This window comes from Curtobacterium sp. MCSS17_008 (genome assembly GCF_003234185.1).
Taxonomy (GTDB): domain Bacteria; phylum Actinomycetota; class Actinomycetes; order Actinomycetales; family Microbacteriaceae; genus Curtobacterium.
Genome location: NZ_QKSM01000020.1, coordinates 14,427 through 36,014 on the forward strand (window position 1 = coordinate 14,427; position 21,588 = coordinate 36,014).

The 21,588-nt window shown below is 72.7% G+C and carries 20 protein-coding genes and 1 rRNA gene; 6 read left to right on the forward strand and 15 right to left on the reverse strand.

From position 1 onward, the window contains the following. Window positions 1-386 precede the first annotated feature (386 nt). Window positions 387-2,873 (reverse strand): glycoside hydrolase family 3 protein, encoded by a 2,487-nt coding sequence (locus tag DEJ23_RS14370; RefSeq protein WP_111240918.1) that lies wholly within the window; start codon window positions 2,871-2,873, stop codon window positions 387-389. Window positions 2,874-3,013: 140 nt separating this feature from the next. Between DEJ23_RS14370 and DEJ23_RS14375 the strand changes: the two genes are divergently transcribed. Together DEJ23_RS14375 and DEJ23_RS14380 are read left to right on the forward strand one after the other, a co-directional pair. After that, window positions 3,014-3,610, forward strand: a complete 597-nt coding sequence (locus DEJ23_RS14375; protein ID WP_111240919.1) for a TetR/AcrR family transcriptional regulator — start codon at window positions 3,014-3,016, stop codon at window positions 3,608-3,610. Window positions 3,611-3,734: 124 nt separating this feature from the next. Beyond that, window positions 3,735-4,601 carry an NAD(P)-dependent oxidoreductase gene (locus DEJ23_RS14380; protein WP_181429283.1) on the forward strand — a complete coding sequence of 289 codons (867 nt, stop codon included), beginning with the start codon at window positions 3,735-3,737 and terminating at the stop codon, window positions 4,599-4,601. A 121-nt stretch (window positions 4,602-4,722) separates the two neighbouring features. On the opposite strand, the gene DEJ23_RS14385 is transcribed toward DEJ23_RS14380, so the two are convergent. Together DEJ23_RS14385 and DEJ23_RS14390 are read right to left on the reverse strand one after the other, a co-directional pair. Next, on the reverse strand, window positions 4,723-6,351 hold the full coding sequence (locus DEJ23_RS14385; RefSeq protein WP_375342283.1) for a methyltransferase: 1,629 nt from the start codon (window positions 6,349-6,351) through the stop codon (window positions 4,723-4,725). Then, entirely contained in the window at window positions 6,348-6,725 is a 378-nt protein-coding gene (locus tag DEJ23_RS14390; RefSeq protein ID WP_111240921.1) for a helix-turn-helix transcriptional regulator, read from the reverse strand. Before DEJ23_RS14390 ends, DEJ23_RS14385 begins: the two co-directional genes overlap by 4 nt. 113 nt (window positions 6,726-6,838) lie before the next feature. Here DEJ23_RS14390 and DEJ23_RS14395 point away from each other — a divergent pair, with 113 nt between their 5' ends. After that, complete coding sequence (locus DEJ23_RS14395) at window positions 6,839-8,101, forward strand: MFS transporter (RefSeq protein ID WP_111240922.1); 1,263 nt, start codon at window positions 6,839-6,841, stop codon at window positions 8,099-8,101. A 28-nt stretch (window positions 8,102-8,129) separates the two neighbouring features. Here DEJ23_RS14395 and DEJ23_RS14400 read toward each other — a convergent pair whose 3' ends face one another. Both DEJ23_RS14400 and DEJ23_RS14405 read right to left on the reverse strand, forming a co-directional pair. After that, on the reverse strand, window positions 8,130-8,600 hold the full coding sequence (locus tag DEJ23_RS14400; protein WP_111240923.1) for a TIGR02611 family protein: 471 nt from the start codon (window positions 8,598-8,600) through the stop codon (window positions 8,130-8,132). Window positions 8,601-8,892: 292 nt separating this feature from the next. After that, window positions 8,893-9,225: a TraR/DksA C4-type zinc finger protein gene (locus tag DEJ23_RS14405; RefSeq protein WP_111240924.1), complete on the reverse strand. Its 333-nt coding sequence runs from the start codon at window positions 9,223-9,225 to the stop codon at window positions 8,893-8,895. Between the two features lie 48 nt (window positions 9,226-9,273). Between DEJ23_RS14405 and DEJ23_RS14410 the strand changes: the two genes are divergently transcribed. Both DEJ23_RS14410 and DEJ23_RS14415 read left to right on the forward strand, forming a co-directional pair. Further along, window positions 9,274-10,311: an LLM class flavin-dependent oxidoreductase gene (locus DEJ23_RS14410; protein ID WP_111240925.1), complete on the forward strand. Its 1,038-nt coding sequence runs from the start codon at window positions 9,274-9,276 to the stop codon at window positions 10,309-10,311. A 128-nt stretch (window positions 10,312-10,439) separates the two neighbouring features. Then, on the forward strand, window positions 10,440-10,883 hold the full coding sequence (locus DEJ23_RS14415) for a DUF2510 domain-containing protein (protein WP_181429284.1): 444 nt from the start codon (window positions 10,440-10,442) through the stop codon (window positions 10,881-10,883). Window positions 10,884-11,062: 179 nt separating this feature from the next. Here the strand turns inward: DEJ23_RS14415 and DEJ23_RS14425 are convergent, their stop codons facing one another. From DEJ23_RS14425 to DEJ23_RS14465, 9 genes are all read right to left on the reverse strand, one after another. Beyond that, window positions 11,063-12,055 carry a site-specific tyrosine recombinase XerD gene (locus tag DEJ23_RS14425; RefSeq protein WP_111240928.1) on the reverse strand — a complete coding sequence of 331 codons (993 nt, stop codon included), beginning with the start codon at window positions 12,053-12,055 and terminating at the stop codon, window positions 11,063-11,065. A 12-nt stretch (window positions 12,056-12,067) separates the two neighbouring features. Then, window positions 12,068-12,655 (reverse strand): NUDIX hydrolase, encoded by a 588-nt coding sequence (locus DEJ23_RS14430; protein WP_258375586.1) that lies wholly within the window; start codon window positions 12,653-12,655, stop codon window positions 12,068-12,070. A 149-nt stretch (window positions 12,656-12,804) separates the two neighbouring features. Then, on the reverse strand, window positions 12,805-14,523 hold the full coding sequence (locus tag DEJ23_RS14435; RefSeq protein ID WP_111240929.1) for a CTP synthase: 1,719 nt from the start codon (window positions 14,521-14,523) through the stop codon (window positions 12,805-12,807). Window positions 14,524-14,800: 277 nt separating this feature from the next. Beyond that, entirely contained in the window at window positions 14,801-16,495 is a 1,695-nt protein-coding gene (gene recN, locus DEJ23_RS14440) for a DNA repair protein RecN (RefSeq protein ID WP_111240930.1), read from the reverse strand. Continuing rightward, window positions 16,492-17,412, reverse strand: a complete 921-nt coding sequence (locus tag DEJ23_RS14445) for an NAD kinase (protein WP_111240931.1) — start codon at window positions 17,410-17,412, stop codon at window positions 16,492-16,494. The genes recN and DEJ23_RS14445 overlap by 4 nt, the downstream gene beginning before the upstream one ends. Further along, window positions 17,409-18,260, reverse strand: coding sequence for a TlyA family RNA methyltransferase (locus DEJ23_RS14450; RefSeq protein ID WP_111240937.1), 852 nt, complete (start codon window positions 18,258-18,260; stop codon window positions 17,409-17,411). Before DEJ23_RS14450 ends, DEJ23_RS14445 begins: the two co-directional genes overlap by 4 nt. Further along, on the reverse strand, window positions 18,253-18,498 hold the full coding sequence (locus tag DEJ23_RS14455) for a hypothetical protein (protein WP_111240932.1): 246 nt from the start codon (window positions 18,496-18,498) through the stop codon (window positions 18,253-18,255). Before DEJ23_RS14455 ends, DEJ23_RS14450 begins: the two co-directional genes overlap by 8 nt. Before the next feature lie 10 nt (window positions 18,499-18,508). Then, window positions 18,509-19,486, reverse strand: a complete 978-nt coding sequence (locus DEJ23_RS14460) for an HAD-IIA family hydrolase (RefSeq protein ID WP_258375587.1) — start codon at window positions 19,484-19,486, stop codon at window positions 18,509-18,511. Between the two features lie 25 nt (window positions 19,487-19,511). Beyond that, window positions 19,512-20,333, reverse strand: coding sequence for a hypothetical protein (locus tag DEJ23_RS14465; protein WP_258375588.1), 822 nt, complete (start codon window positions 20,331-20,333; stop codon window positions 19,512-19,514). A 108-nt stretch (window positions 20,334-20,441) separates the two neighbouring features. On the opposite strand from DEJ23_RS14465, the gene DEJ23_RS14470 reads away from it, so the two are divergent. After that, entirely contained in the window at window positions 20,442-21,095 is a 654-nt protein-coding gene (locus DEJ23_RS14470) for a hypothetical protein (protein WP_111240934.1), read from the forward strand. Between the two features lie 387 nt (window positions 21,096-21,482). Here the strand turns inward: DEJ23_RS14470 and rrf are convergent. After that, a 5S ribosomal RNA gene (rrf, locus tag DEJ23_RS14475) occupies window positions 21,483-21,588 on the reverse strand; the annotation flags it as partial.

Below are 21,588 nucleotides of genomic sequence, written 5' to 3' on the forward strand. Positions count from 1 at the left end.
CGACGACGGCGTGGTGAGGACCCGGAGCCCCCAGCCGGATGACCATCCCGTCCCTGATCCGCACGAGATGGTGCCGATACTCTTTCACTTCCTGAAGGATTTGTCACAGCGACCGCCCACGTGCTGCGCGCAGTGTCCAAACGGCTGACCGTGGCTGCAGCAGGGCAACCGGTGTCGAGCGCGATCCCGGGTGCGACGACGAATGCGCCCCCGCGCGGACGCGGGGACGCATTCTGGACGCACCGGGATCGAAGGGGCTCAACGACCGGATCAGGAGGCCGTTTCGCTCACACGACGATCCCTCGACGGTGCGCGCGTCGACGGTAACCAGCCGTCAGACGCAGCCTCATGCTACTGAACCCGGCTGCGCCCGCGCGGAAAGCGGATCACTCCAGTTCGAGGGACGCCGATCCGACGATGTCGGTGACCGACGCGCCGACGTGCAGCGCGAAGGTCCCGGGCTCGTAGCGCCACGCGCCGTCCCAGTGCGCGAGCGCCCGGGCCGGCACCTCGATCGAGACCTCGGTCGACTCCCCCGCGCCGAGCCGCACCGGCACGAAGCCGACGAGCCACCGCACGGGCCGGTCCACCGCCGACTCCGCTCGCGAGGCGTAGACCTGCACGACGTGCTTGCCGGCGCGGTCACCGGTGTTGGCCACCGTGGCGGTGACGATCGCGGCGTCGCCCTCGGTCACGGTCGGCGACGCGGAGACGCCGTCGATCGCCCAGGTGGTGTAGCCCAGGCCGTGCCCGAACGGGTAGGCGGGCTCGCTACCGGCACGGAGCCACGCGCGGTAGCCGACGTGCACGCCCTCGTCGTAGGCGACCTTGCCGTCCACCGGGGTGACGTTCTGCACGGGGACGTCGGCGAGGGTGGCCGGCCACGTGGTGGGCAGGCGGCCGCCGGGCTCCGCGGCACCGGTCAGGACGTCGGCGAGCGCGTTGCCGTACTCCTGCCCGCCGAACCAGGTCAGCAGCACCGCGGCGACGTCGTCCCGCCACGGCATCTCGACCGGCGAGCCGGAGTTGACCACCACGACGGTGTTCGGGTTCGCCGTGGCCACCGCGCGGACCAGGTCGTCCTGGTGCCCCGGCAGTGCGAGTGTCGAGCGGTCGTAGCCCTCGGACTCGACCTTGCTGTTCGTCCCGACGACGACGATCGCCACGTCGGCGTCGCGTGCCGTGGCGACCGCTGTCTCGATGAGCGCCGACGGGTCGGCGTCGCTCGGCTCGGTGCCGAACTGGTAGGCGAGCACCCCGCCGAGCGCATCGTCCTGCACGATGTCGTACTCGATGCGGATCGCGACCTGCTGCCCCTCGGTGACCTCGACCGGCACCGAACGCGCGGGCGGGTTGAGGAACGCGGCGCCGAGCTGGTCGCCCTCGTACGGCACGGTCTCGTCGAGCAGGAGCTCGCCGTCGATCCAGAGGCGGGAGTGTCCGGCGGCTCCGATGCCGATGCGCACGGTGCCGGTCGTCTCCGCGGTGTAGGTCGTGGTGATGTCGAGCCGGTCGGCCTCGCGCGTCGGGGCGTCACCACCGAACCAGAAGAGCGCCGTGGCCCGACGGTCCTCGACGTACAGCTCCTCGCCGTCCTTGACGAACGCGACGCGCGCGCCGGGCTCGCCGGTGCCCGGGTTCGTGATGGCCGACAGCGGGAACTCGGCGATGCCCTCCTGCACGACCGCGCCTATCGCGTAGTCCACCGTCGCGCCCGGGAACGCGGCGCGGATGCCCTCGATCGGCGTCACGACGTGCTCGGGCACGACCGTCGCCGAGCCACCGCCCTGCGAGCGGGCCTGGTCGGCGTTGTGCCCGACGAGCGCGATCCGCGACACCGCGGCGGCGTCGAGCGGCAGGATGCCGGTGTTGCGCACGAGGACGGTCCCCTCGGCCTCGGCCTCGCGTACGAAGGCGACGCCGTCCTCGACGTGCACGGGCTGGGCGGCGACGGGCTCGAAGCCCTCGAGCGCACCGACGCGGGCGGCCAGGGTCAGGATGCGACGGACCTTGCGGTCGATCGCGTCCATCGGCACCTCGCCGGACTGCACGGCGGACAGCAGCGGTCCCTCGCTCCACCAGGGGTTCGGTCCGGGCATGGCGACGTCCTGCGACGCCCTGGCCGAGTCGACCGAACGGACGCCGGTCCAGTCGGAGACGACGATGCCGTCGAAGCCCCACTCCGAGTTCAGCGGCGTCTCGAGCAGGTCGTTCTCGGACGCGGTGACGCCGTTGACCGCGTTGTAGGACGACATGACCGCCCAGGCGTGCGCCTCGGTGACGGCCTTCTCGAACGCGAGCAGGTACAGCTCGCGGAGCGCCCGGTCGGACACCTCGGTCGACGCCGTGAAACGGTCGGTCTCGTAGTCGTTCGCGATGTAGTGCTTGGGGGTGGCGGCGACGCCGTTCTCCTGCACGCCGTCGACGTAGGACGCCGCCAGGTCGCCGGTCAGCACCGGGTCCTCGCTGAACGCCTCGAAGTGGCGACCGCCGAGGGGCGAGCGGTGCAGGTTGATGGTCGGGCCGAGCACGACGTCGACGCCCTTGCGACGGGCCTCGACCGCGGCAGCGGCACCGTAGCGCTTCGCGATCGCCCGGTCCCACGACGCGCTCAGTGCGGTCGCCGACGGCAGGTTGAGCGACGGGTCGCGCTCGTCCCACACCTCGCCGCGCACGCCGGACGGACCGTCCGACATGAGGATGCGGCGCAGGCCGATCTTCTCGATGGGCCAGGTCGTCCAGAAGTCACGCCCGGTCAGCAGCTGGACCTTCTCCTCGGTCGTCAGCTGTCCGAGGAGCGCGTCGATGCGCTCGGTCAGCGGCGACGCGGTCGTCGGCCGGGAGGCGCGGGTGGTGTCGTCCACGGTGGTCACGATGGTCGGTCCCTTCGTTCAGCGACGGGCGTCGGGGCATGACCTCCGCGCGCCTTCGTCGGCGGCTGCGGTCAGCGTAGCACCCAAAACCTATTACGAGTAGGTTTCTCGCGGGTCGGCGGGGGCGGTACGCTCGCGCCATGGCACGACGGGGTTCGTACGCGAAGGGCATCGCGAAGCGCGAGGAGATCCTCACGGTCGCGCTCGACCTCGTCGCCCAGCAGGGCTTCCGCCGCACGAGCATCAAGGACATCGCGGACGCCGTCGGGCTCACGCAGGCCGGGCTCCTGCACTACTTCGACTCGAAGGACGATCTCTGGGTCGAGATCCTCCGGCGGCGCGACGAGGTCGACCTCGCCCAGGAGTGGCACGCCACCGACCCCGGGTCGCTCCTCGCCGCCATCGTCCGCCACAACACCGAGGTCCCCGGGCTCGTGCAGATGTTCGTGAACCTGTCGGCTGCCGCCGCGACGGACCCGGAGCACCCGGCGCACGAGTACTTCCGCGAGCGCTACGAACGCAGCCGCAGGGACTTCGCCCGGGACTTCCGCGCGATGCAGGCGGATGGTCGGCTCCGCCCCGACGTCGACCCGGAGCAGCTGGCGAGCGTGCTCCTCGCGATCTCCGACGGCATGCAGATCCAGTGGCTGTACGACCCGTCGCGGGACATGGCCGAGCACGTCGAGCTCGTCGCACGCCTCGCGATCGCACAGTCCGTCACACCCGCCTCCGCCTGACCGGCCGGGCTCCCGCGCTGCGCCGCCCGGACAGGTACCGGCAGTGCCTGGTCCCACCCCGGCGCCGCGCGGCAGGATGGGACGCGGCCGACCAGGCCGTCCGACGACGATGTGGAGTGACGCGATGACGCGTGTTGTGGTGACCGGAGGCAGCGGCAAGCTCGGACGGGCGGTCGTCCGCGACCTCGACGAGCACGGGTACGACGCGGTCCTGCTCGACCGCGTACCGTCGCCCGACAAGCCGGAACGGGTGCCCTTCGTCCGCATCGACCTGAGCGACTACGGCCAGGTGCTCGGCGCACTGACCGGCATCGACGACCGGTACGACCGGGTCGACGCCGTGGTGCACCTCGCCGCCGTGCCCGCCCCGGGCCAGGTGCCGGACGTCGCCCTCATCACCAACAACGTCACCGCATCGATCAACGTCTTCCACGCGGCCCGCGTCGCGAAGATCAAGAACGTGGTGTGGGCGTCGAGCGAGACCCTGCTCGGCATCCCGATGGGCGAGCACCACCCGCCCTACCTGCCCGTGGACGAGGAGTTCGCCGTCCGGCCGCAGTCGTCGTACTCGCTCGGCAAGGCCGTGGAGGAGGAGATGGCGCGCCACTTCACCCACTGGGACCCGGAGCTGAAGATGATCGGCCTGCGCTTCTCGAACGTCATGGACGAGACCGACTACCCGTCCTTCCCGTGGGACGCCTCCCCCGAGGCGAAGACGTTCAACCTGTGGTCCTACATCGACTCGCGCGACGGCGCCCAGGCGGTGCGGCGGTCGCTCGAGGCGGAGCTCACCGGGTTCGAGGCGTTCGTCATCGCGAGCCCTGACACCGTGATGGACACCCCGACGATCGAGCTCGTCGAGCGCTTCGTGCCCGACATCGAGCGGCGCACCGACATCGACGGCACGAGCTCGCTGCTGTCGAGCGAGAAGGCCCGCGAGCTCCTCGGCTACGCCCCCGAGCACACGTGGCGGAACCACCGCACGAGCTGACCCCTCCCGCAAGACGCAACGTCGGCGGTTGCTCGCAGCAACATTCCGCTGCGAGCAGCCGCCACAGTTGCGTTTCGCGGGCTCCCGCTGGGCACGGGTCGGCCGGGAGGCGCGGGTCGCCTCAGGACGTCGGTGCGAGCAGCAGGCCGTCCAGCACCAGGTCGCGCACCCGGGGCAGCAGGTCGGCCGACAGCGCGGCCTCGTCGGCACCGGTGATCTGCGCGATGGCACCGGTGATGGCCGCCACCGAGAGCTCCCCGTCGCAGGCCCCGACGAACGCGGCGAGCGCCGTGTCCGCGTCCACCCGCCGACCGAAGCCGCCGCCCTGCACGAGGGTGATCACCGTCGGGTCGTCGTTCCCGGGCCAGTAGTGCCGTTCCTCGGTGACGTCGCCCGCGACCCGCAGGTGCGCGGCGGCGAGGGCGGCGTCGTCCTGGCCCGCGAGCCACTCGGCGGCGTCGAGGACCCGCGCGACCGTCGCGCCGAGCCCGGCGGGGTTGGAGCCGAGCGCCTCGGGGACGCGCTCGAAGCGGCGGAGGCGATCCGCGCCTCCCGGCCGCCCCGGACCGACGGGCCGCGGCCGCCGCACCACGACGTACCCGAAGCCGACGCCGGTCACGCGTCGCGCGGAGAAGTCGTCGAGCCAGGCGCCGACCAGGGTGTCGAACTCGGCGGTGCCGGGCTTCGTCCCGCCGTCGCGGATCCACGTCTCGGCGTAGGCGGGTGGGTCCTCGCGCTCCCGCTCGACCACCCAGGCGTCCACGTCGTCCGCGCCGTCGAACCACGAACGCACCCGGTCGAGCCCGTCGACGCCCCAGTGGTACTCCCAGTTGCCGAGCAGCTGCGCGGTGCCGCCGGGCTCGAGGTGGTCGACCAGCCCGCGCAGCACCGTCTCGACGAGGGCGTCGCCGACCATGCCGCCGTCGCGGTACTCGTACGAGGGGACGTCGTCGCGCCGTGGCGTGATGACGAACGGCGGGTTGGAGACGATCCGGTCGAACCGCTCCCCCGCCACCGGCTCGTACAGCGACCCGAGCCGGAAGTCGATGCCGTCGATGCCGTTGAGCTGCGCGTTGAACCGGGCGATGTCCAGGGCGCGGCGGGAGATGTCGGTGGCCACCACCTGGTCGGCGAAGCGTCGGGCGTGCATGGCCTGGATCCCGCAGCCGGTGCCGAGGTCGAGCACCCGTCGGACCGGCACGGGCACCTGCAGGCCGGAGAGCGTCGTGGTGGCGCCCCCGATGCCGAGCACGTGCTCCTCACCCAGGGCGGTCCCGAGCGCGAGCTCCCCGAGGTCCGAGGCGATCCACCAGCTGCCGGCACCGAGGTCGTCGACGAACGCGTAGGGCCGGAGGTCGACGGTCGGGTGGACCCGCTCGTGCGCGGTGTCCGGCAGGCCGGCGTCGTCGGCGTCCTCGTCGACGCGCAGGAGCCCGGCGGCGAGCACCCCGTCGAGCCCGGCGGCCGGGAACGCCCGCGCCGCCTCGGCCCGGTCGACGGGCAGCCCGAGCACGAACAGCGTCGCGAGGGTCGTCAGCGGGGTGGTCTCCCGCGTGGCGAGCGCCCGCAGCGCGGCGACCCGCGAGCCGCGGTGCAGCGACGCGGCGGCCTCGGCGCCCCAGAGTGCGTCGATGCGCTCGACGGTGAAGCCGGCGTCGTCGAGGTCCGCGGCGAGCGCCGTCGTCACCGCGGGGTCGGTCGTGATGGTCGGCAGCACGTGCGCCGCGGACGTGCGGGGTGCGGGGCTCACGCGGGGACCTCCTGGCGCATGATCGCGGCCGGCACCTGCCACGTGGCGACCAGGTCGAGGAGCCCGGGGAACCGCTGCTGCACGTCCTCGACGCGCACGCGGCTGGAGCGGGTGAGCCCCTCCTGGTGCTGCTCGAGCAGTCCTGCTTCGCGAAGGACGCGGAAGTGGTGGGTGAGCGTCGACTTGGGTCGGTCGACCCCGACCCACCCGCAGCTGCGGACCCCGCCGGCGGCGTCGATCAGGTAGCGGTGCAGGATCGCCAGCCGGATCGGGTCGCTCAGCGCGTCGAGCACGACGGGCAGCTCCATCTCGGCGATGGTCGGCTGCGGCAGGCGTTCGGCCGTGCCGAGGGGGTCCACGGGCGCAGTGGGCATGGCACCGACGCTAGCACCGTCGTGCTCGCAGTACGACTTGCGTCGTACAGTCACAGTGCAGTACGAATGCAGTCGAACAGGTGGGCGCGCCGTCCGCCAGGAAGGGGTACCCCGTGCAGCAGTCCGCCCGCTCCGTCGCCGGCTTCTGGATCCTCGCCGCGATGCTGCTCGCCGCCGTGGCGTCCTCAGCGGTCCCGTCCCCGATCTACCCCGTCTACGCCGCCGAGTGGCACCTCAGCCCGCTCGTCCTCACGGGCGTCTTCGCCGTCTACGTCGCCGGACTCCTGACGAGCCTGCTCGTCGCCGGACGACTCTCCGACCACGTGGGTCGGAAGCCCGTCCTCGTGGTCGGCGGCCTCGGCGTCACCCTGTCCCTCGGGCTCTTCGCGATCGCCGACGGCGTCGGGGCACTCATCGTCGACCGCATCGTGCAGGGCGCCTCGGTCGGCCTGCTCATGGGTGCCCTCGGTGCGGCGCTGCTCGACCACTCCCTCGAGCGCCACCCGTCGCTCGCCGGGGTCCTCAACGGCGCCGTCCCGCCGATCGCCCTCGCGACCGGGGCCGTGGCCAGCGGCGCCCTCGTGCAGTGGGGTCCGGCACCGGAACAGCTCGTGTACGTCGTCTTCGGCGCCCTGCTCCTGCTGCTCGTCCTCGCCCTGGTCGTCGTCCCCGAGCGTGCGCCGAAGCGTCCGGGCGCGCTCCGCTCCCTCCGCCCGACGGTGAGCGTGCCCCGGTCGTTGCGGCGGCTCTTCCGCAGCGTCGCCGGGTCCCTCGTCGCGAGCTGGGCGCTCGGCGGGCTCTTCCTGTCGCTCGTCCCCTCGGCTCTCGGCCAGGTCTTCGGCATCACGAACCACTTCGCCGCCGGCGCGCTCATCGCCGTCGTCACGGGCGTCGGCGCGCTGACCGGCCTGTCGATCCAGCGCATGGACACCCGCCGCGCGGTGCTGCTCGGGCTCGTCGCCCTCGTGCTCGGCCCCGTCGTCACCGTCGGGTTCCTCGTCGCCCACGTCCTGCCCGGCGTCGTCGTCGGCAGCGCGATCGCCGGCGTCGGGTTCGGCGCCGGGTTCCAGGCACCGCTGCGGATGCTGCTCGCCACGGCAGCGCCGACCCACCGCGCCGGACTGCTGTCCACGGTCTACGTCGTCAGCTACCTGGCGTTCGGCGTGCCCGCGGTCGTCGGCGGTCTGCTCGAACCCACGGTCGGTCTCGTCCCGGTGATCGCCGGCTACGGCGGGTTCATCGTCCTCGCAGCCGTGGTCGCCCTCGTGCTGCAGCTCACCTCGCGCGAGGCCGCGACGGTCGAGGAGCGCGCCGCCGAGGTCGTGGAGCGGACGGCGACGGGATCGGTCCGCGTCAGCAGCAGCCCCGCAGACTAGCCGAGCGGACCAGCCGGGCCGACGGGGCTCAGTGGCCGGGCCGGGCCTGCTTCGGCCGGTGCTGGGCACGCACCCCGGTGCTCCGGTGTGCGTCCTCGTGGGCGGCGTCGACGTCGGCCTTGCCGCGGTCGGCGGCCTTCCGCAACCACCGCGGGCCGTGCGCCTTCGCCCAGTCCCAGAAGCGGTGCAGCTGCGCCCGCAGCCACGTGATGATCCGGTGGAAGAAGTGGAACTCGCTCGCCAGGACCGTCAGGCCGATGAAGACCACGAGCCACCCCGGCCCGGGCAGCGGCACGAGGATGAGCCCGATGATGACGACGAGGCCGCCGACGATCCCGACCAGCACCTTGTAGAACAGGTGCACGCCGGGTCGCGCGTGGATCCACGCACGCAGCTCGCGGAACCACCGGAAGCGCCGGTGTCGGTCGTCCGCGTCGGGACCGGGTGCATCGGTGTCGGCACGCACGACCGCATCGGGTCGCTCGTGGGTGTCGTCCATGGCGGCAACCTAGGGCGCGCGGCTGGGAAACGGCGGCGGAACCGGTCCACGCGACGTGGGTGACGGGGCGGACGCGCGCTGCGCCTCCCGTCCGACGCCCTGACCCATCCGGCGCCCTCGTTCCGTCGAGACGCCGCGGTCTCGCCGAGACGACCCCGGAAGCGGCGGCGTCTCACGTGCCGCACGGCGCCTCGCGCAGACCGGCCCGTCTCGCGCCGGCCGCAGGCCCGTCAGCAGCAGCTCCGTCAGCAGCAGCTCCGTCAGCAGCACGCCCCGACGGCCGGGAGGCGCGTCACGCGTGTGCGACGCACGTCGCGGCCCACGGGACGGCGGCCAGGCGGGCCTCCGCGATCGGTTCGCCGCCGACGGCGCAGCGTCCGTAGGTACCGGCCTCGAGCCGCGCGAGCGCGGCGTCGACCAGGCGGATCCGGTCCCGCGCATCGTCACGGACGGCACCGAGGGAGCCGCGCTCCCAGGCCAGCGTCGCGCCCTCGGGGTCGTGCTCGTCGTCGGAGTTCGCGTCCTGCCGGGCGTCGCTGACGTCCCGCATGCTGCGCTCGACGTCGGCCAGCAGCCGCTCGTTGCGCTGCCGCTCCGCCGTCAGGGCTGCACGGGGATCGTCCATGGCGACGACCGTAGTCGCCGGAATGCCGTACTCGCACCATGCGTTCGCATGGGCATGACGAAGATCGGGTTCCTGTCCTTCGGGCACTGGCGCGACGTGCCGGGCTCGCGTGTCCGTAGCGGCCGCGAGGCCCTCGTGCAGGCGATCGACCTCGCCGTCGCCGCCGAGGAGGCCGGGGTCGACGGCGCGTACTTCCGCGTGCACCACTTCGCCCCGCAGCAGGCGGCACCCTTCCCGCTGCTCTCTGCGATCGCCGCCCGGACCAGCCGCATCGAGATCGGCACCGGCGTGATCGACATGCGGTACGAGAACCCGCTCTACATGGCCGAGGAGGCCGCGGCCACCGACCTCATCTCCGGCGGCCGACTGCAGCTCGGCGTCTCACGGGGATCACCCGAGACCGCTCTCGCCGGGTACCAGCAGTTCGGGTACGTGCCGGAGGCGAACGACACGAACGGCGGCGACATGGCGCGGGCCCACACCGACGTGTTCCGCCGTGCGATCGCCGGCGAACCGATGGCGCACGCCAACCCGCAGATGACGGGGTCCGCCGGGTCGTTGCCGGTCTTCCCGCTCTCGGACACGCTGTCGGACCGGATCTGGTGGGGCGCCGGCACCCGCGCGACCGCCGAGTGGACGGCCGAGCAGGGCATGAACCTCATGTCGTCGACCCTGCTCACCGAGGACACCGGCGTGCCCTTCGACGAGCTGCAGGCCGAGCAGATCGAGCGCTTCCGCACGACCTGGGCCGAGATGGGCTGGGAGCGGACGCCGCGCGTCTCGGTCTCCCGCAGCATCATCCCGATCACGGACGACGAGTCGCGGCACTACTTCGGGGTGCGCGCGCAGGTCGAGGGGCAGGACCAGGTCGGGCACCTCGACGGTGGGCTCGCCCGGTTCGGCCGCTCGTACATCGGGGAGCCCGAGGAGCTCGTGGCGCAGCTCGCCGCTGACCGGGCCGTGCGTGCCGCGGACACGGTGCTCGTGACCGTGCCGAACCAGCTCGGCGTGGACTTCAACGCCCGGCTGCTCGCCGCGACGAAGGCCGTGATGGACGAGGTGGACGCAGCGCCGGTCCCCGCCTGATCCGCGCGGTCGAAGGAGGGCAAGTACCGGTCCCCCTTGTTGCCGACACCCGCTGTGGGACTGTGGGCGGGCCTCCCGTCTGCGTAGCGTCGAGGTGCACCATCCACCGCACCCTCGAGGAGCACCCCGTGACGTTGCCGGCCGCCGGCTGGTTCCCGGACCCCCAGGACGCCCACCGCCTCCGCTGGTGGGACGGTCACGCGTGGGGCGGGGCGACCCGGGTGCTCCCGGAGCGGCAGGAGCCGGTCGTGCCGGTCGTCATCGCCCCGGTCGGACCGTCGTTCTCCGTCGAGGGGGCAGCGGTCAGCGCCGGATCGTGGGCTTCCGACAGCGCCGCACGACGTGTCGGACTGGCGTCGTCCGCCGCTGTCCTGCTCGCGCTCGTGTCGATCGTGTGGAACCCGGTCGGCATCGCGAGCACCCTGGCGATCCTCGCCGGGGTCGTCGGCGTCGTGCGCCCGGGCGCGACCGGCGGGTGGCGCGTGCTCGCGCGGAGCGCTGCGGCGAGCGCCCTCGTGGTGGCGGTGGCCACGGCCGTGGTCGCGGCGTCCGTCCAGTTCCACCTGTTCTGACGCGGGCGCGCCGCCCGCCGGTGCCGGCCGCGGGCCAGCCGCGGGCCTGGGTGACTCGTCTCCCCGTTCATGGAGCAGACGCTGTCGGGTGCCGCACGCCGACCCGACGTCTTCTGCTCCATCGATGGCGGCGACGACGACGGCGACGACGACCACAACGGCCACGTCGGCCGCGCGCCCTACCGCCGCGCCCGCGGGTGCGCCGTCTGGTACACGTCCCGCAGCATGTCCGCGGTCACCAGCGTGTAGATCTGTGTCGTCGCGACGCTCGCGTGCCCGAGCAGCTCCTGCACGACGCGCACGTCCGCGCCGCCCTCGAGCAGGTGCGTCGCGAACGAGTGCCGGAACGTGTGCGGCGACACGTGCGCGGCGAGCCCGGCCCGCTCCGCCGCGGCCTGGATCACGAGCCAGGCGCTCTGCCGTGACAGCCGCGCGCCGCGGGCACCGAGGAACAGCGCAGGCGTCGACGCTCCCCGCGCCGCGAAGACCGGCCGCGCCCGCACGAGGTAGGCGTCGACCGCGGCCCGGGCGAAGCTGCCGAGCGGCACGACGCGCTGCTTGTTGCCCTTGCCGGTGACCTTCACGACCGCGAGCCCGTCGCCCTCGTCGTCCTCGGGGTCGGACAGCGTGGTGACGTCGTCGACGGACAGCCCGACCGCCTCTGAGATGCGCGCGCCGGTGGCGTAGAGGAGTTCGAGGAGCGCCCGGTCCCGCAGCTGCACGGGATCGTCCTCCGCCGTGCCCGCCGCACCGAGCAGCCGCTCCATGTCGTCGACGGAGATCGCCTTCGGCAGCCGGGCCGGGGCCTTCGGCGGACGCACGGCTGTCCCCGGGTCGAGCGGCAGCCACCCCTCGGCCGCGGCGAACGCGGTGAAGGAGCGCACCGAGCTGAGCATCCGGGCGACCGACCGTGGCGCGAGCGGCTGCTCCGGTCGGGTGGTCAGGTGCGTCACGAAGCCGGCGACGTCCGCGCGCGTGAGCCGTGCGACGTCGCCGACGGCCGCCGCTCCCCCGGCCCGGTCGGCACCGTCGGAGTCGACCGTCGGCGCCGAGCCGAGCCACTCCGCGAAGACTGCGAGGTCCCGCCGGTAGGCCGCGACCGTGTGCTGCGACAGCCCCCGCTCCACGGCGACGTGCCGCAGGTAGGTGTCGACGGCGCGGTCGAGGGGCATCACCCCTCGAACCTAGTGCCGGTCGGCCCCGCGCTCGATCGCGTCCACCGCGAGCGTCGCGACGACGAGCGCCGAGTTGTGCAGGCGCCCGGCGAGGATGCCCTCGAGCAGCTCGGCACGCGGGACCCACCGCGTCACGATGTCGGCCTCCTCGGCCTCGCGCTCGAACGCCGAGCCCGTCGACCGGATGCCCCGGGCGCGGTAGACCTGGATGAACTCGTCGCTGCCGCCGGACGAGGTGTTGTAGCGGACGAGCGGCTCCCAGTGCTCGGCCTCGAGGTCCGCCTCCTCGCCCAACTCGCGCTGGGCGGCGGTCAGGTGGTCCTCGCCCTCCTGGTCGAGCAGCCCGGCCGGCAGTTCCCAGTCGCGCAGCTGCACCGGGTGCCGGTACTGCTGGATGACGAGCACGCGGCCCTCGTCGTCCTCGGCGAAGACGGCGACGGCACCGGTGTGGTCGATGTACTCGCGGACCATGTCGTGGCCGTTGTAGTCGACGTGGTCACGACGGACGTCCCAGACCGCCCCCTCGTACACGACGGTGGAGTCGGTGACCTCGTACGAGGCGTGTTCGTCGGCGATGGGTGCGTCAGCGTCAGTCACTCGCCCATCCAAGCACGAGGGTGCTGCGCCATGACGGACGGGAGGCGCAGCACCAGTCGGCACTGTCCTCCCTCGCAGCTCGGTCGGCGCCCCGCGCGAGGCTTCGCGTCACCGCCGAGCGGGGCGCGCCGGACCGTCCGCCGGTCGCGTCAGGCGACGACCGCCGACTCCTCCTGCGGGTCGAACAGGCTGGACGCCTCGTGGCGCGCGATCGCCGCGTCGACCAGCCCGGCGAACAGCGGGTGCGCGTTCGTCGGACGCGAGCGCAGCTCCGGGTGCGCCTGCGTGGCGATGTAGAACGGGTGCACGTCGCGGGGCAGCTCGACGTACTCGACGAGCGTGCCGTCGGGCGAGGTGCCCGAGAACACGAGGCCGGCGTCCGCGATCTGCTGACGGTACGCGTTGTTGACCTCGTAGCGGTGGCGGTGACGCTCCGACGCCTCGGACGTGCCGTAGAGCTCGGCCGCGAGCGACCCGTCCGTGAAGTGCGCCGGGTACAGGCCGAGGCGCATCGTGCCGCCCATGTCGCCGCCGGCGATGATGTCCACCTGCTCCGCCATGGTCGCGATGACCGGCGTCGAGGTCTCCGGGTCGAACTCCGTGCTCGATGCGTCGGTCAGACCCGCCTCGTGCCGGGCGTACTCGATGACCATGCACTGCAGGCCGAGGCACAGGCCGAGCGTCGGGATCCCCTGCTCACGGGCGAAGCGCAGCGCGCCGAGCTTGCCCTCGATGCCGCGCACGCCGAAGCCGCCCGGCACGCAGATGCCGTCGACGTCGCCGAGCTGCTTCGCGGCACCCTCGGGCGTCGTGCAGTCGTCGGACACGACCCACTTCAGCGTGACCTTGGCGTTGTGGGCGAAACCGCCGGCGCGGAGGGCCTCGGTCACCGACAGGTAGGCGTCCGGCAGGTCGATGTACTTGCCGACCAGGGCGATCGTGACGTGCTTCTTCGGCTCGTGCACCGCGTCCAGCACGGGGTTCCACGCCGACCAGTCGACGTCGTGCGCGTCGAGCTTCAGCGCGTCGATGATGACCTGGTCGAGGCCCTGGCTGTTCAGCAGCGTCGGCAGGTCGTAGATCGACGGCACGTCCACCGCGTTCACCACGGCGTCCTCGTCCACGTCACACATGAGGGCGATCTTGCGCTTGTTCGCATCGGACACCGGACGGTCGCTCCGCAGGACGAGGGCGTCGGGCTGGATGCCGATCGAGCGGAGCGCGGCGACCGAGTGCTGCGTCGGCTTCGTCTTCTGCTCGCCCGAGGCGCTCATGAACGGCACGAGCGACACGTGCACGAAGAACACGTTGTTGCGGCCGAGCTCGTGACGGACCTGGCGAGCGGACTCGATGAACGGCTGCGACTCGATGTCACCGACGGTTCCGCCGACCTCGGTGATGATGACGTCGGGCTGCGGGTCGCTGTCCGCCTGCTCGCGCATCCGACGCTTGATCTCGTCGGTGATGTGCGGGATGACCTGGACGGTGTCGCCGAGGTACTCGCCACGACGCTCCTTGGCGATGACGCTGGAGTACACCTGGCCGGTGGTCACGTTGGCGGCCTGCGACAGGTTGATGTCGAGGAAGCGCTCGTAGTGGCCGATGTCGAGGTCCGTCTCGGCACCGTCGTCGGTCACGAAGACCTCGCCGTGCTGGAACGGGTTCATGGTGCCCGGGTCCACGTTGAGGTACGGGTCGAGCTTCTGCATGACGACCTTGAGGCCGCGTGCCGTGAGGAGGTTGCCGAGGCTCGCAGCCGTCAGGCCCTTGCCGAGGGACGAGACGACCCCGCCGGTCACGAAGATCTGCTTCGTGACCTTCGGGGTCGAGGTCGAAGAATTGGTTCCGCCGCTGAGAGTGTCCGCCACGGGGTTCCATCGTACGTCAGAACTGCCGGGAGGCGCGACCACCGTTCGCCGTGGGCGTTGCGCCCCGTGGGTGGCCGCTCCCACCGAGACGCCGCGGCCCGCGTGAGACGCCGCAGGTTGTGCGAGACGCCGCAGGTTGTGCGAGACGCCGCAGGTTCCGACGGCGTCTTGCGGCACCGGCGGCGTCTCGTGCAGACGCCGGCGTCTCGCGCCGGCCCCGAGGCGGGCGCGAGCCGAGGACCGAGGGTGGGTCGGGCCTCCCGTCCGGTGTCGCTGCCTACGCGCGCTGGCCGGCGACGTCGAGGAGTTCGCGGGCGTGCTCCATGCCGCTCGCGCTGTCGCCCAGACCGGACAGCAGGCGGGCCATCTCCTGCAGGCGGTCCTCGCCCTCGAGCCGGCGCACGCTCGACGAGGTCACGGCGCCGCTCGCGTCCTTCACGACGTTGAGGTGGTTGTTCGCGAACGCGGCGACCTGCGCCAGGTGCGTGACGACGATGACCTGCGTGCGCTCGGCGAGCTTCGCCAGCCGACGACCGATCTCGATCGCCGCGGCACCGCCGACACCGGCGTCCACCTCGTCGAACACGAAGGTCGGGACGGTCGTGCTCCCGGCCATGACGACCTCGATCGCGAGCATCACGCGCGAGAGCTCGCCGCCGGACGCACCCTTGCCGATCGGACGCGGGTCGGTGCCGGAGTGCGGCTGGAGCAGGATCGCGACCTGGTCGCGTCCGTGGCGACGGTACTCACCGGCGTCGGTGACCTCGACCACCAGGGTCGCACCGGCCATCGCCAGCGTCCGCAGCTCGGCGGTGACGCGCTTCGCGAGGTCGGCCGCGGCCTTCGTGCGCGCCGCGGTGAGCGCGGCCGCCGCCTGTTCGAGCGTCTGCTCGTCCTGCTCGACGGCCTGCTGCAGCGCGGCGATGCGGTCGTCGTCGCCGTCGAGCTCCAGCAGCCGGTCGCTCGCGCGCTGCCCGTAGGCGATGACGTCGTCGACGGTCTCGCCGTACTTCCGCGTGAGGTTCGCGAGCAGCGCCCGGCGTTCGTTGATGAGCTCGAGGTCGTGCCCGGCGTCGGGCTCGAGCGAGCCGAGGTAGCTCGACAGGCTCGCCGATGCGTCGGAGGCCTGGATCCCGAGCTCGGTGAGCTGCTCGAGCACGGGCTGCAGGGCCGCGTCCGACCCGGCGACGCGCTCGACGGCCCGTCGCGCGGCCTCGACCAGGCCGACCACGTCCGCGACGCCGTCGAGCGACTCGCTGGACAGGGCCTCGTGCGCGGTGCCGGCGGCCAGGCGGAGCTCCTCGAGGTTCCCGAGGCGTTCGGCGCGTTCGGCGAGCTCGACGTCCTCGCCGGGCTGGGGGTCGGCTGCCTCGATCTCGTCCGAGGCGGCGCGGATCCGCTCGGCCTCGGCCACGCGGTCGTCGCGGTCCCGCACCAGCGTCTCGAGCTCGCCCGTGTGCGCCTGCCACGTGTCGTACGCGGCGACGTAGGCGTCCAGCGACCGCCGCACGGCCTTGCCACCGAAGCCGTCGAGCGCCGCACGCTGGGCCGAGGCCGACGTCAGCCGGATCTGGTCCGACTGGCCGTGCACGGTCACCAGCTGGTCGGCCAGCTCACCGAGCACCGCGACCGGGGCGCTGCGGCCGCCGACCGTCGCGCGACTGCGCCCCTCGGCCGACACCGTGCGCGTGAGGATGAGTTCGCCGTCCTCGACGGTCCCGCCCGCGTCCTCGACGCGCTCGGCGACGCCGGCGTGCTCCGGCACGTGCCAGCGGCCCTCGACGACGGCGCTCGCGGCGCCACGGCGGACCGATCCGGCGTCGGCACGGGCACCGAGCAGCAGCCCGAGGGCCGTGACGATCATGGTCTTGCCCGCGCCGGTCTCACCGGTGACGACCGTGAACCCCGGTCCGAGCTCGAGCGTGGTCTCGCCGATGACGCCGAGGTCGGAGATGACGATCTCCTCGATCATGCGTCGTCCTCGCCCGCCGGACCGCGCCATCCCGCGACCGGCAGCCGGAACTTGGCGACCAGACGGTCGGCGAACGGTGCGTCCTTCAGCCGTGCCACGCGCACGGGATCGGGCGACCGACGGACCTCGACGCGGGCACCCGGCGGCAGGTCGTGGGTGCGACGACCATCGCACCACAGCACCCCGACGCCGCTGGTGCGGCGGAGGACCTCGACCGCGAGCGTGCAGTCCGGCCCGACCACGATGGGACGCGAGAACAGGGCGTGCGCGCTGAGCGGCACCATGAGCAGCGCGTCGACGTCCGGCCAGACGATCGGTCCGCCGCCGGAGAACGAGTACGCGGTCGACCCCGTCGGGGTGGAGACGACGACGCCGTCGCAGCCGAACGACGACAGCGGACGGCCGTCGACCTCGGTGACGACCTCCAGCATCCGCTCACGCGACGCCTTCTCGATGGTCGCCTCGTTGAGCGCCCACGAGGTGTAGACGACCTCGTGCCCGACCACGACGTCGACCTGGAGCGTGACGCGCTCCTCGACCTTGTAGTCACCGGTCAGGGCGCGCTCGACCGTGGAACGCAGACCGTCCCGCTCGCTCTCCGCCAGGAAGCCGACGTGCCCGAGGTTGACCCCGACGATCGGGGCGCCCGTGCCGCGGACGAGTTCGGCGGCACGGAGGATCGTGCCGTCGCCGCCGAGGACGATGACGATCTCGAGCTGGTCGGCCTGCACGTCGACGCCGAGGATGTCGACCTGGCCGACGGAGGCCTCCGCGCGTCGGACGTCGGCGTACTCGTCGAACGGCATGACCGGGGTGAGCCCGGCGGCATGCAGGAGGTCGCAGACCTCGACGGCGGCATCGATGGAGTCCTGTCGGCCCGTGTGGGAGACGAGCAGGATGTGCCGGTCGTCGCTCATGCAGCCCCTTCGGTGAGTTCGGTGGCCCGACCGATCCACGCTGTCGGGTTCCCCCATTCTGTCGGATCGCCACCGACACGACGCTGGAAGTGCGCGAGGTACTCGTGGTTCCCGTGGGTGCCGACGATCGGCGACGCCGCGAGCCCGACCGTCCCGAGCCCGGCGTCCCAGGCCGACCAGAGCACGTTCATGAGCGCGTCGTTCCGCAGGGCGGCGTCCCGCACGATGCCCTCGCGCACCCCGCCCCGTCCGACCTCGAACTGCGGCTTGACCAGCAGGACGAACTCGTCCGCGGGCACCGCCTCGGCGAGCACGGGCAGGACGATCCGCAGCGAGATGAACGAGAGGTCCCCGACCACCAGGCTGGTGTGCTGCGCTTCGGGGTCCAGCGCCGCGTAGTCCTCCGCGGTGAGGTTCCGGGCGTTGCAGCCCTCGACCACGCGGACGCGGTCGTCGACGGCGAGCACGGGGTCGAGCTGACCGTGGCCGACGTCCAGTGCCACCACGCGGGCGGCGTCGTGGTGGAGCAGCACCTGCGTGAAACCGCCCGTGCTCGCGCCCACGTCGAGCACCACGCGCCCGCTCGGGTCCACGTCGAACACCTCGAGCGCCCGGACGAGCTTCCGCGCGGCTCGCGAGACCCACTCGTCCTCGGTGTCGACGACGATCTCGGCGTCGGGTGCGACCGGTGCCGACGGCTTCACGACCGCGGTGCCGGCGACCGTGACCCGTCCGGCCTGCACGAGCTTGGCTGCGGCGGTCCGCGACTTCACGAGCCCGCGCGCGGCGAGGAGTGCGTCGAGGCGGACCGCTGCCGGGCTGTCGCTCGTCCGCTGTGCGTCAGGCACGCCCACCGCCGCCGTCCCGTCCGCTGCCCCACACCTGCCCGGCCCCGGCCGCACGCCCGGAGCTGTGGCCCGTCGTCGGCGCCTGACCGCTCTCGAGCCGGGTGCGGAGATCGTCGTGCAGCGCTGCGAACGCGTCGGCACGCTCGGGCAGCGGCAGGGCCTCGGCCGCGGCCGTGCGGGCCGCGAAGTCGAGGTCCGCCACCTCGGCGGGGTCGCTCGCCTGCTGGTCCTCTGGCACGTCGGTCAGGCTACTCGCCGCCGTACAGCTTCGGGTCCACGTCGAGCCCGTAGATCGCGAGCCCCGACTCCCAGATGAGCGCAGCACCCGCCCGGAGCAGGTCGATCGGCGCCCCGTCGTCGAGCACACGGACGACGTGTCCGTGCATCGCCACCGTGGCGTCGCCGACCGTCACGTAACGGGTGCCGTCCGGGTCCTGACGGCGCACCGTCACCGGGTACGGCTCGGACAGGCCGCGCAGGTCCTGCAGCACGTAGGTCGGGCGCGATCGCTGGTCCGCCGCGAGCACCTGCTTGGCCTGGTCGATGCCGGTCAGCACGAGGACGCTCGGGATGCCGGCGTCGTTCGCGCCCTTGATGTCGGTGTCGAGCCGGTCGCCGATGAACAGCGGGTGCTCGCCGCCGAACCGGGCGACCGCTGCGTCGAAGATCGGCCGTTCGGGCTTGCCCGCGACGACCGGCATCCGACCGACCGCCTGGTGCACGGCGGACACGAGGGTGCCGTTGCCCGGGGCGATCCCGCGTTCAACGGGGATCGACCAGTCCATGTTCGTGGCGACCCACGGCACGTCCGGGTCCGCGAGGGCGAACGACGCCTCGGCCAGGTGCGTCCACCCGAGGTCCGGCGAGAACCCCTGGATCACCGCTGCCGGTGTGTCCTCGGCGCTCGTGCTCACCGTGAACCCGGCCTCCTCGACGATGCTCGTCAGGCCGAGCCCGCCGGTGACCAGGACGGTCGAACCGGCCGGCACGAGCGTCTCGAGCAGCCGGACGCCGGCCTGCGACGAGGTCACGACGTCGTCGGCGGACACCTCGAGCCCGTAGCCCTCGAGGTGTGCCGCGACGTCGGCCGGGCGGCGCGAGGCGTTGTTCGTGATGTAGCCGACCCGGGCCGTCAGCGACGCGCGCGTGAGCGCCTCGACCGCGTGCGGGATCGCGTTGCGCCCGCGGTACACGACACCGTCGAGGTCGGTGAGGACGACGTCCACGCCATCCGTCGGCGGCGTCGGGACGTCAGTCTGCTGCGGAGCCGTCGACGTCGCGGGGGTTGTCGTCGTCGATCTCGCCGAGGTCGTCGTCGGGGTCGACGTCACCGAGCTGGTCGGTGTCGTCGAGGGCGCCTGCTCCGTGCTCGGGAGCACCGGGCTCGACGCCGGGGACGTCCTGTTCGTCGTGTCCTTCGACTTCTTCCTCGACCACATCAACCGTCTCCCATGCGTTCTCGTCAGCGATGTCGGCCAGCGCGGCGGCCGCACGGTCGACCCGTGCCCACCACTCGTCGGCCTCGTCCTGGCGACCGAGCTCCTCGAGCGTGGCCGCGTAAGCACTGTAGAGCGCCGGGGACCAGCTGTAGGCCGTCGTCGGGTCGAGCTGCGGGATCTCGAGTTCCCCGAGCGCCGCGGTGGGGTTGCCGAGGTCGAGACGCGCGCCCGACATCGCGATGGCGAGCTCCACCTGCACGGCGGTGTCCAGTGCCGCCCGGTCGACCGAACGACCGAGCTCGAGCGCCCGCTCCGGTCGGCCGAGGCCGCGCTCGCAGTCCACCATCATCGGCAGCTGGTCGTTCTTGCCGGAGATCCGCCGGTAGGTCCGCAGCTCGCGCAACGCGGTGGCGAAGTCGCCCGTACGGTACGCGGTGATCGCTGCGGTCTCGCGCACGACTGCCACACGTCCGGCACGACGCGCTGCGCTCAGGGCGTGCTGGTTGGCCGTCTCCGGGTCCTCGTCGACGAGCAGCGCCGCCATGACGAGGTGCTTCGCGACCCAGTCGGCGTTGTCCTTGCTGAGCGTCTTGAGCTCGGCGCGGGCTGCCGGGTCGAGGTCACGCGCCGACACCGACTCGTCGATCTCCGGGTCGTCGTGCCGGGGGCGGATGGACTTGGTGCCGTACGGGTCGCGGTCCTCCCAGTCGTCACGTGCGGCCTCACCGAAGCGGGCGCCGGCGTGGCGGGAGCCGTCACCGAATCGGCGGCGGTCCCCCCGGTCGTCGTCGCGGCGCGGACGGTCGTCGCCACCACGGAAGGGACGACGCTCGTCGCCGTCGCGCTGCCGCCGACGGTCGTCACCACCACGGAAGGGACGACGCTCGTCGCCGTCGTGCTGCGGCCGACGGTCGTCACCACCACGGAAGGGACGACGGTCGCCACCGTCACGGAACGGTCGACGCTCGCCATCACGCTGCGGCCGCCGGTCTTCACCACCACGGAACGGACCGCGCTCACCGTCACGCTGCGGCCGCCGGTCGTCACCACCACGGAAGGGACGACGGTCGCCACCGTCACGGAACGGTCGACGCTCGCCATCACGCTGCGGACGCCGGTCGTCACCGCCGCGGAACGGACGACGGTCGCCACCGTCACGGAACGGTCGACGCTCGCCATCACGCTGCGGACGCCGGTCGTCACCGCCGCGGAACGGGCGGTCACCGTCGCCGCGGGGCCGGTCGGCGCCTCGCGGACCATCTCCCCGGGGCGGACGCCCGACGCGGTCGCGGTCGCCCGGACGCGCCGGGCGGCGACCACCGTCGAAGGACCGGTCGCCCTCGCGGAACGAGCGGCGCTCGCCCTGCCCCGGACGACCACCACCATCGCGGGGTGAACGCTCCCCGTCCCGACGACCCCGGTCGCCCTCACGACGCTCGAAGTCGCGCGGCCCGGAGGACCAGCGGCCGCCCTCGCGGCGCGGACCACGGTCTCCGTCACGGCCCGGACGACCTGCGCGATCTCGGTCGTTGCGCTGCTGCTCGTCGTCGTTCGCCACCGTTGCTCCTCATCGCGTGCCCGTGCCGAGAGGCCGGGCTGTCGTCCGCTGTGTCGTTGTGGGGTGCTGCACGGTCGGCCGTGCTCGAGGTCCAGTCCATCACGAACCGCACCGCGAGTCGAGAGACCTGCAGCGGAAACGGATGTGGCCACCGACCTCCGCGAGAACGAGGGTCTCCCCTACGAGTTCTCGATGGAGGGCCGATGGCCACATCACTTACGTTGAGTCCGGCGGCGTCCTACTCTCCCACAAGGTCCCCCTTGCAGTACCATCGGCGCTGAGAGGCTTAGCTTCCGGGTTCGGAATGTGACCGGGCGTTTCCCTCTCGCTA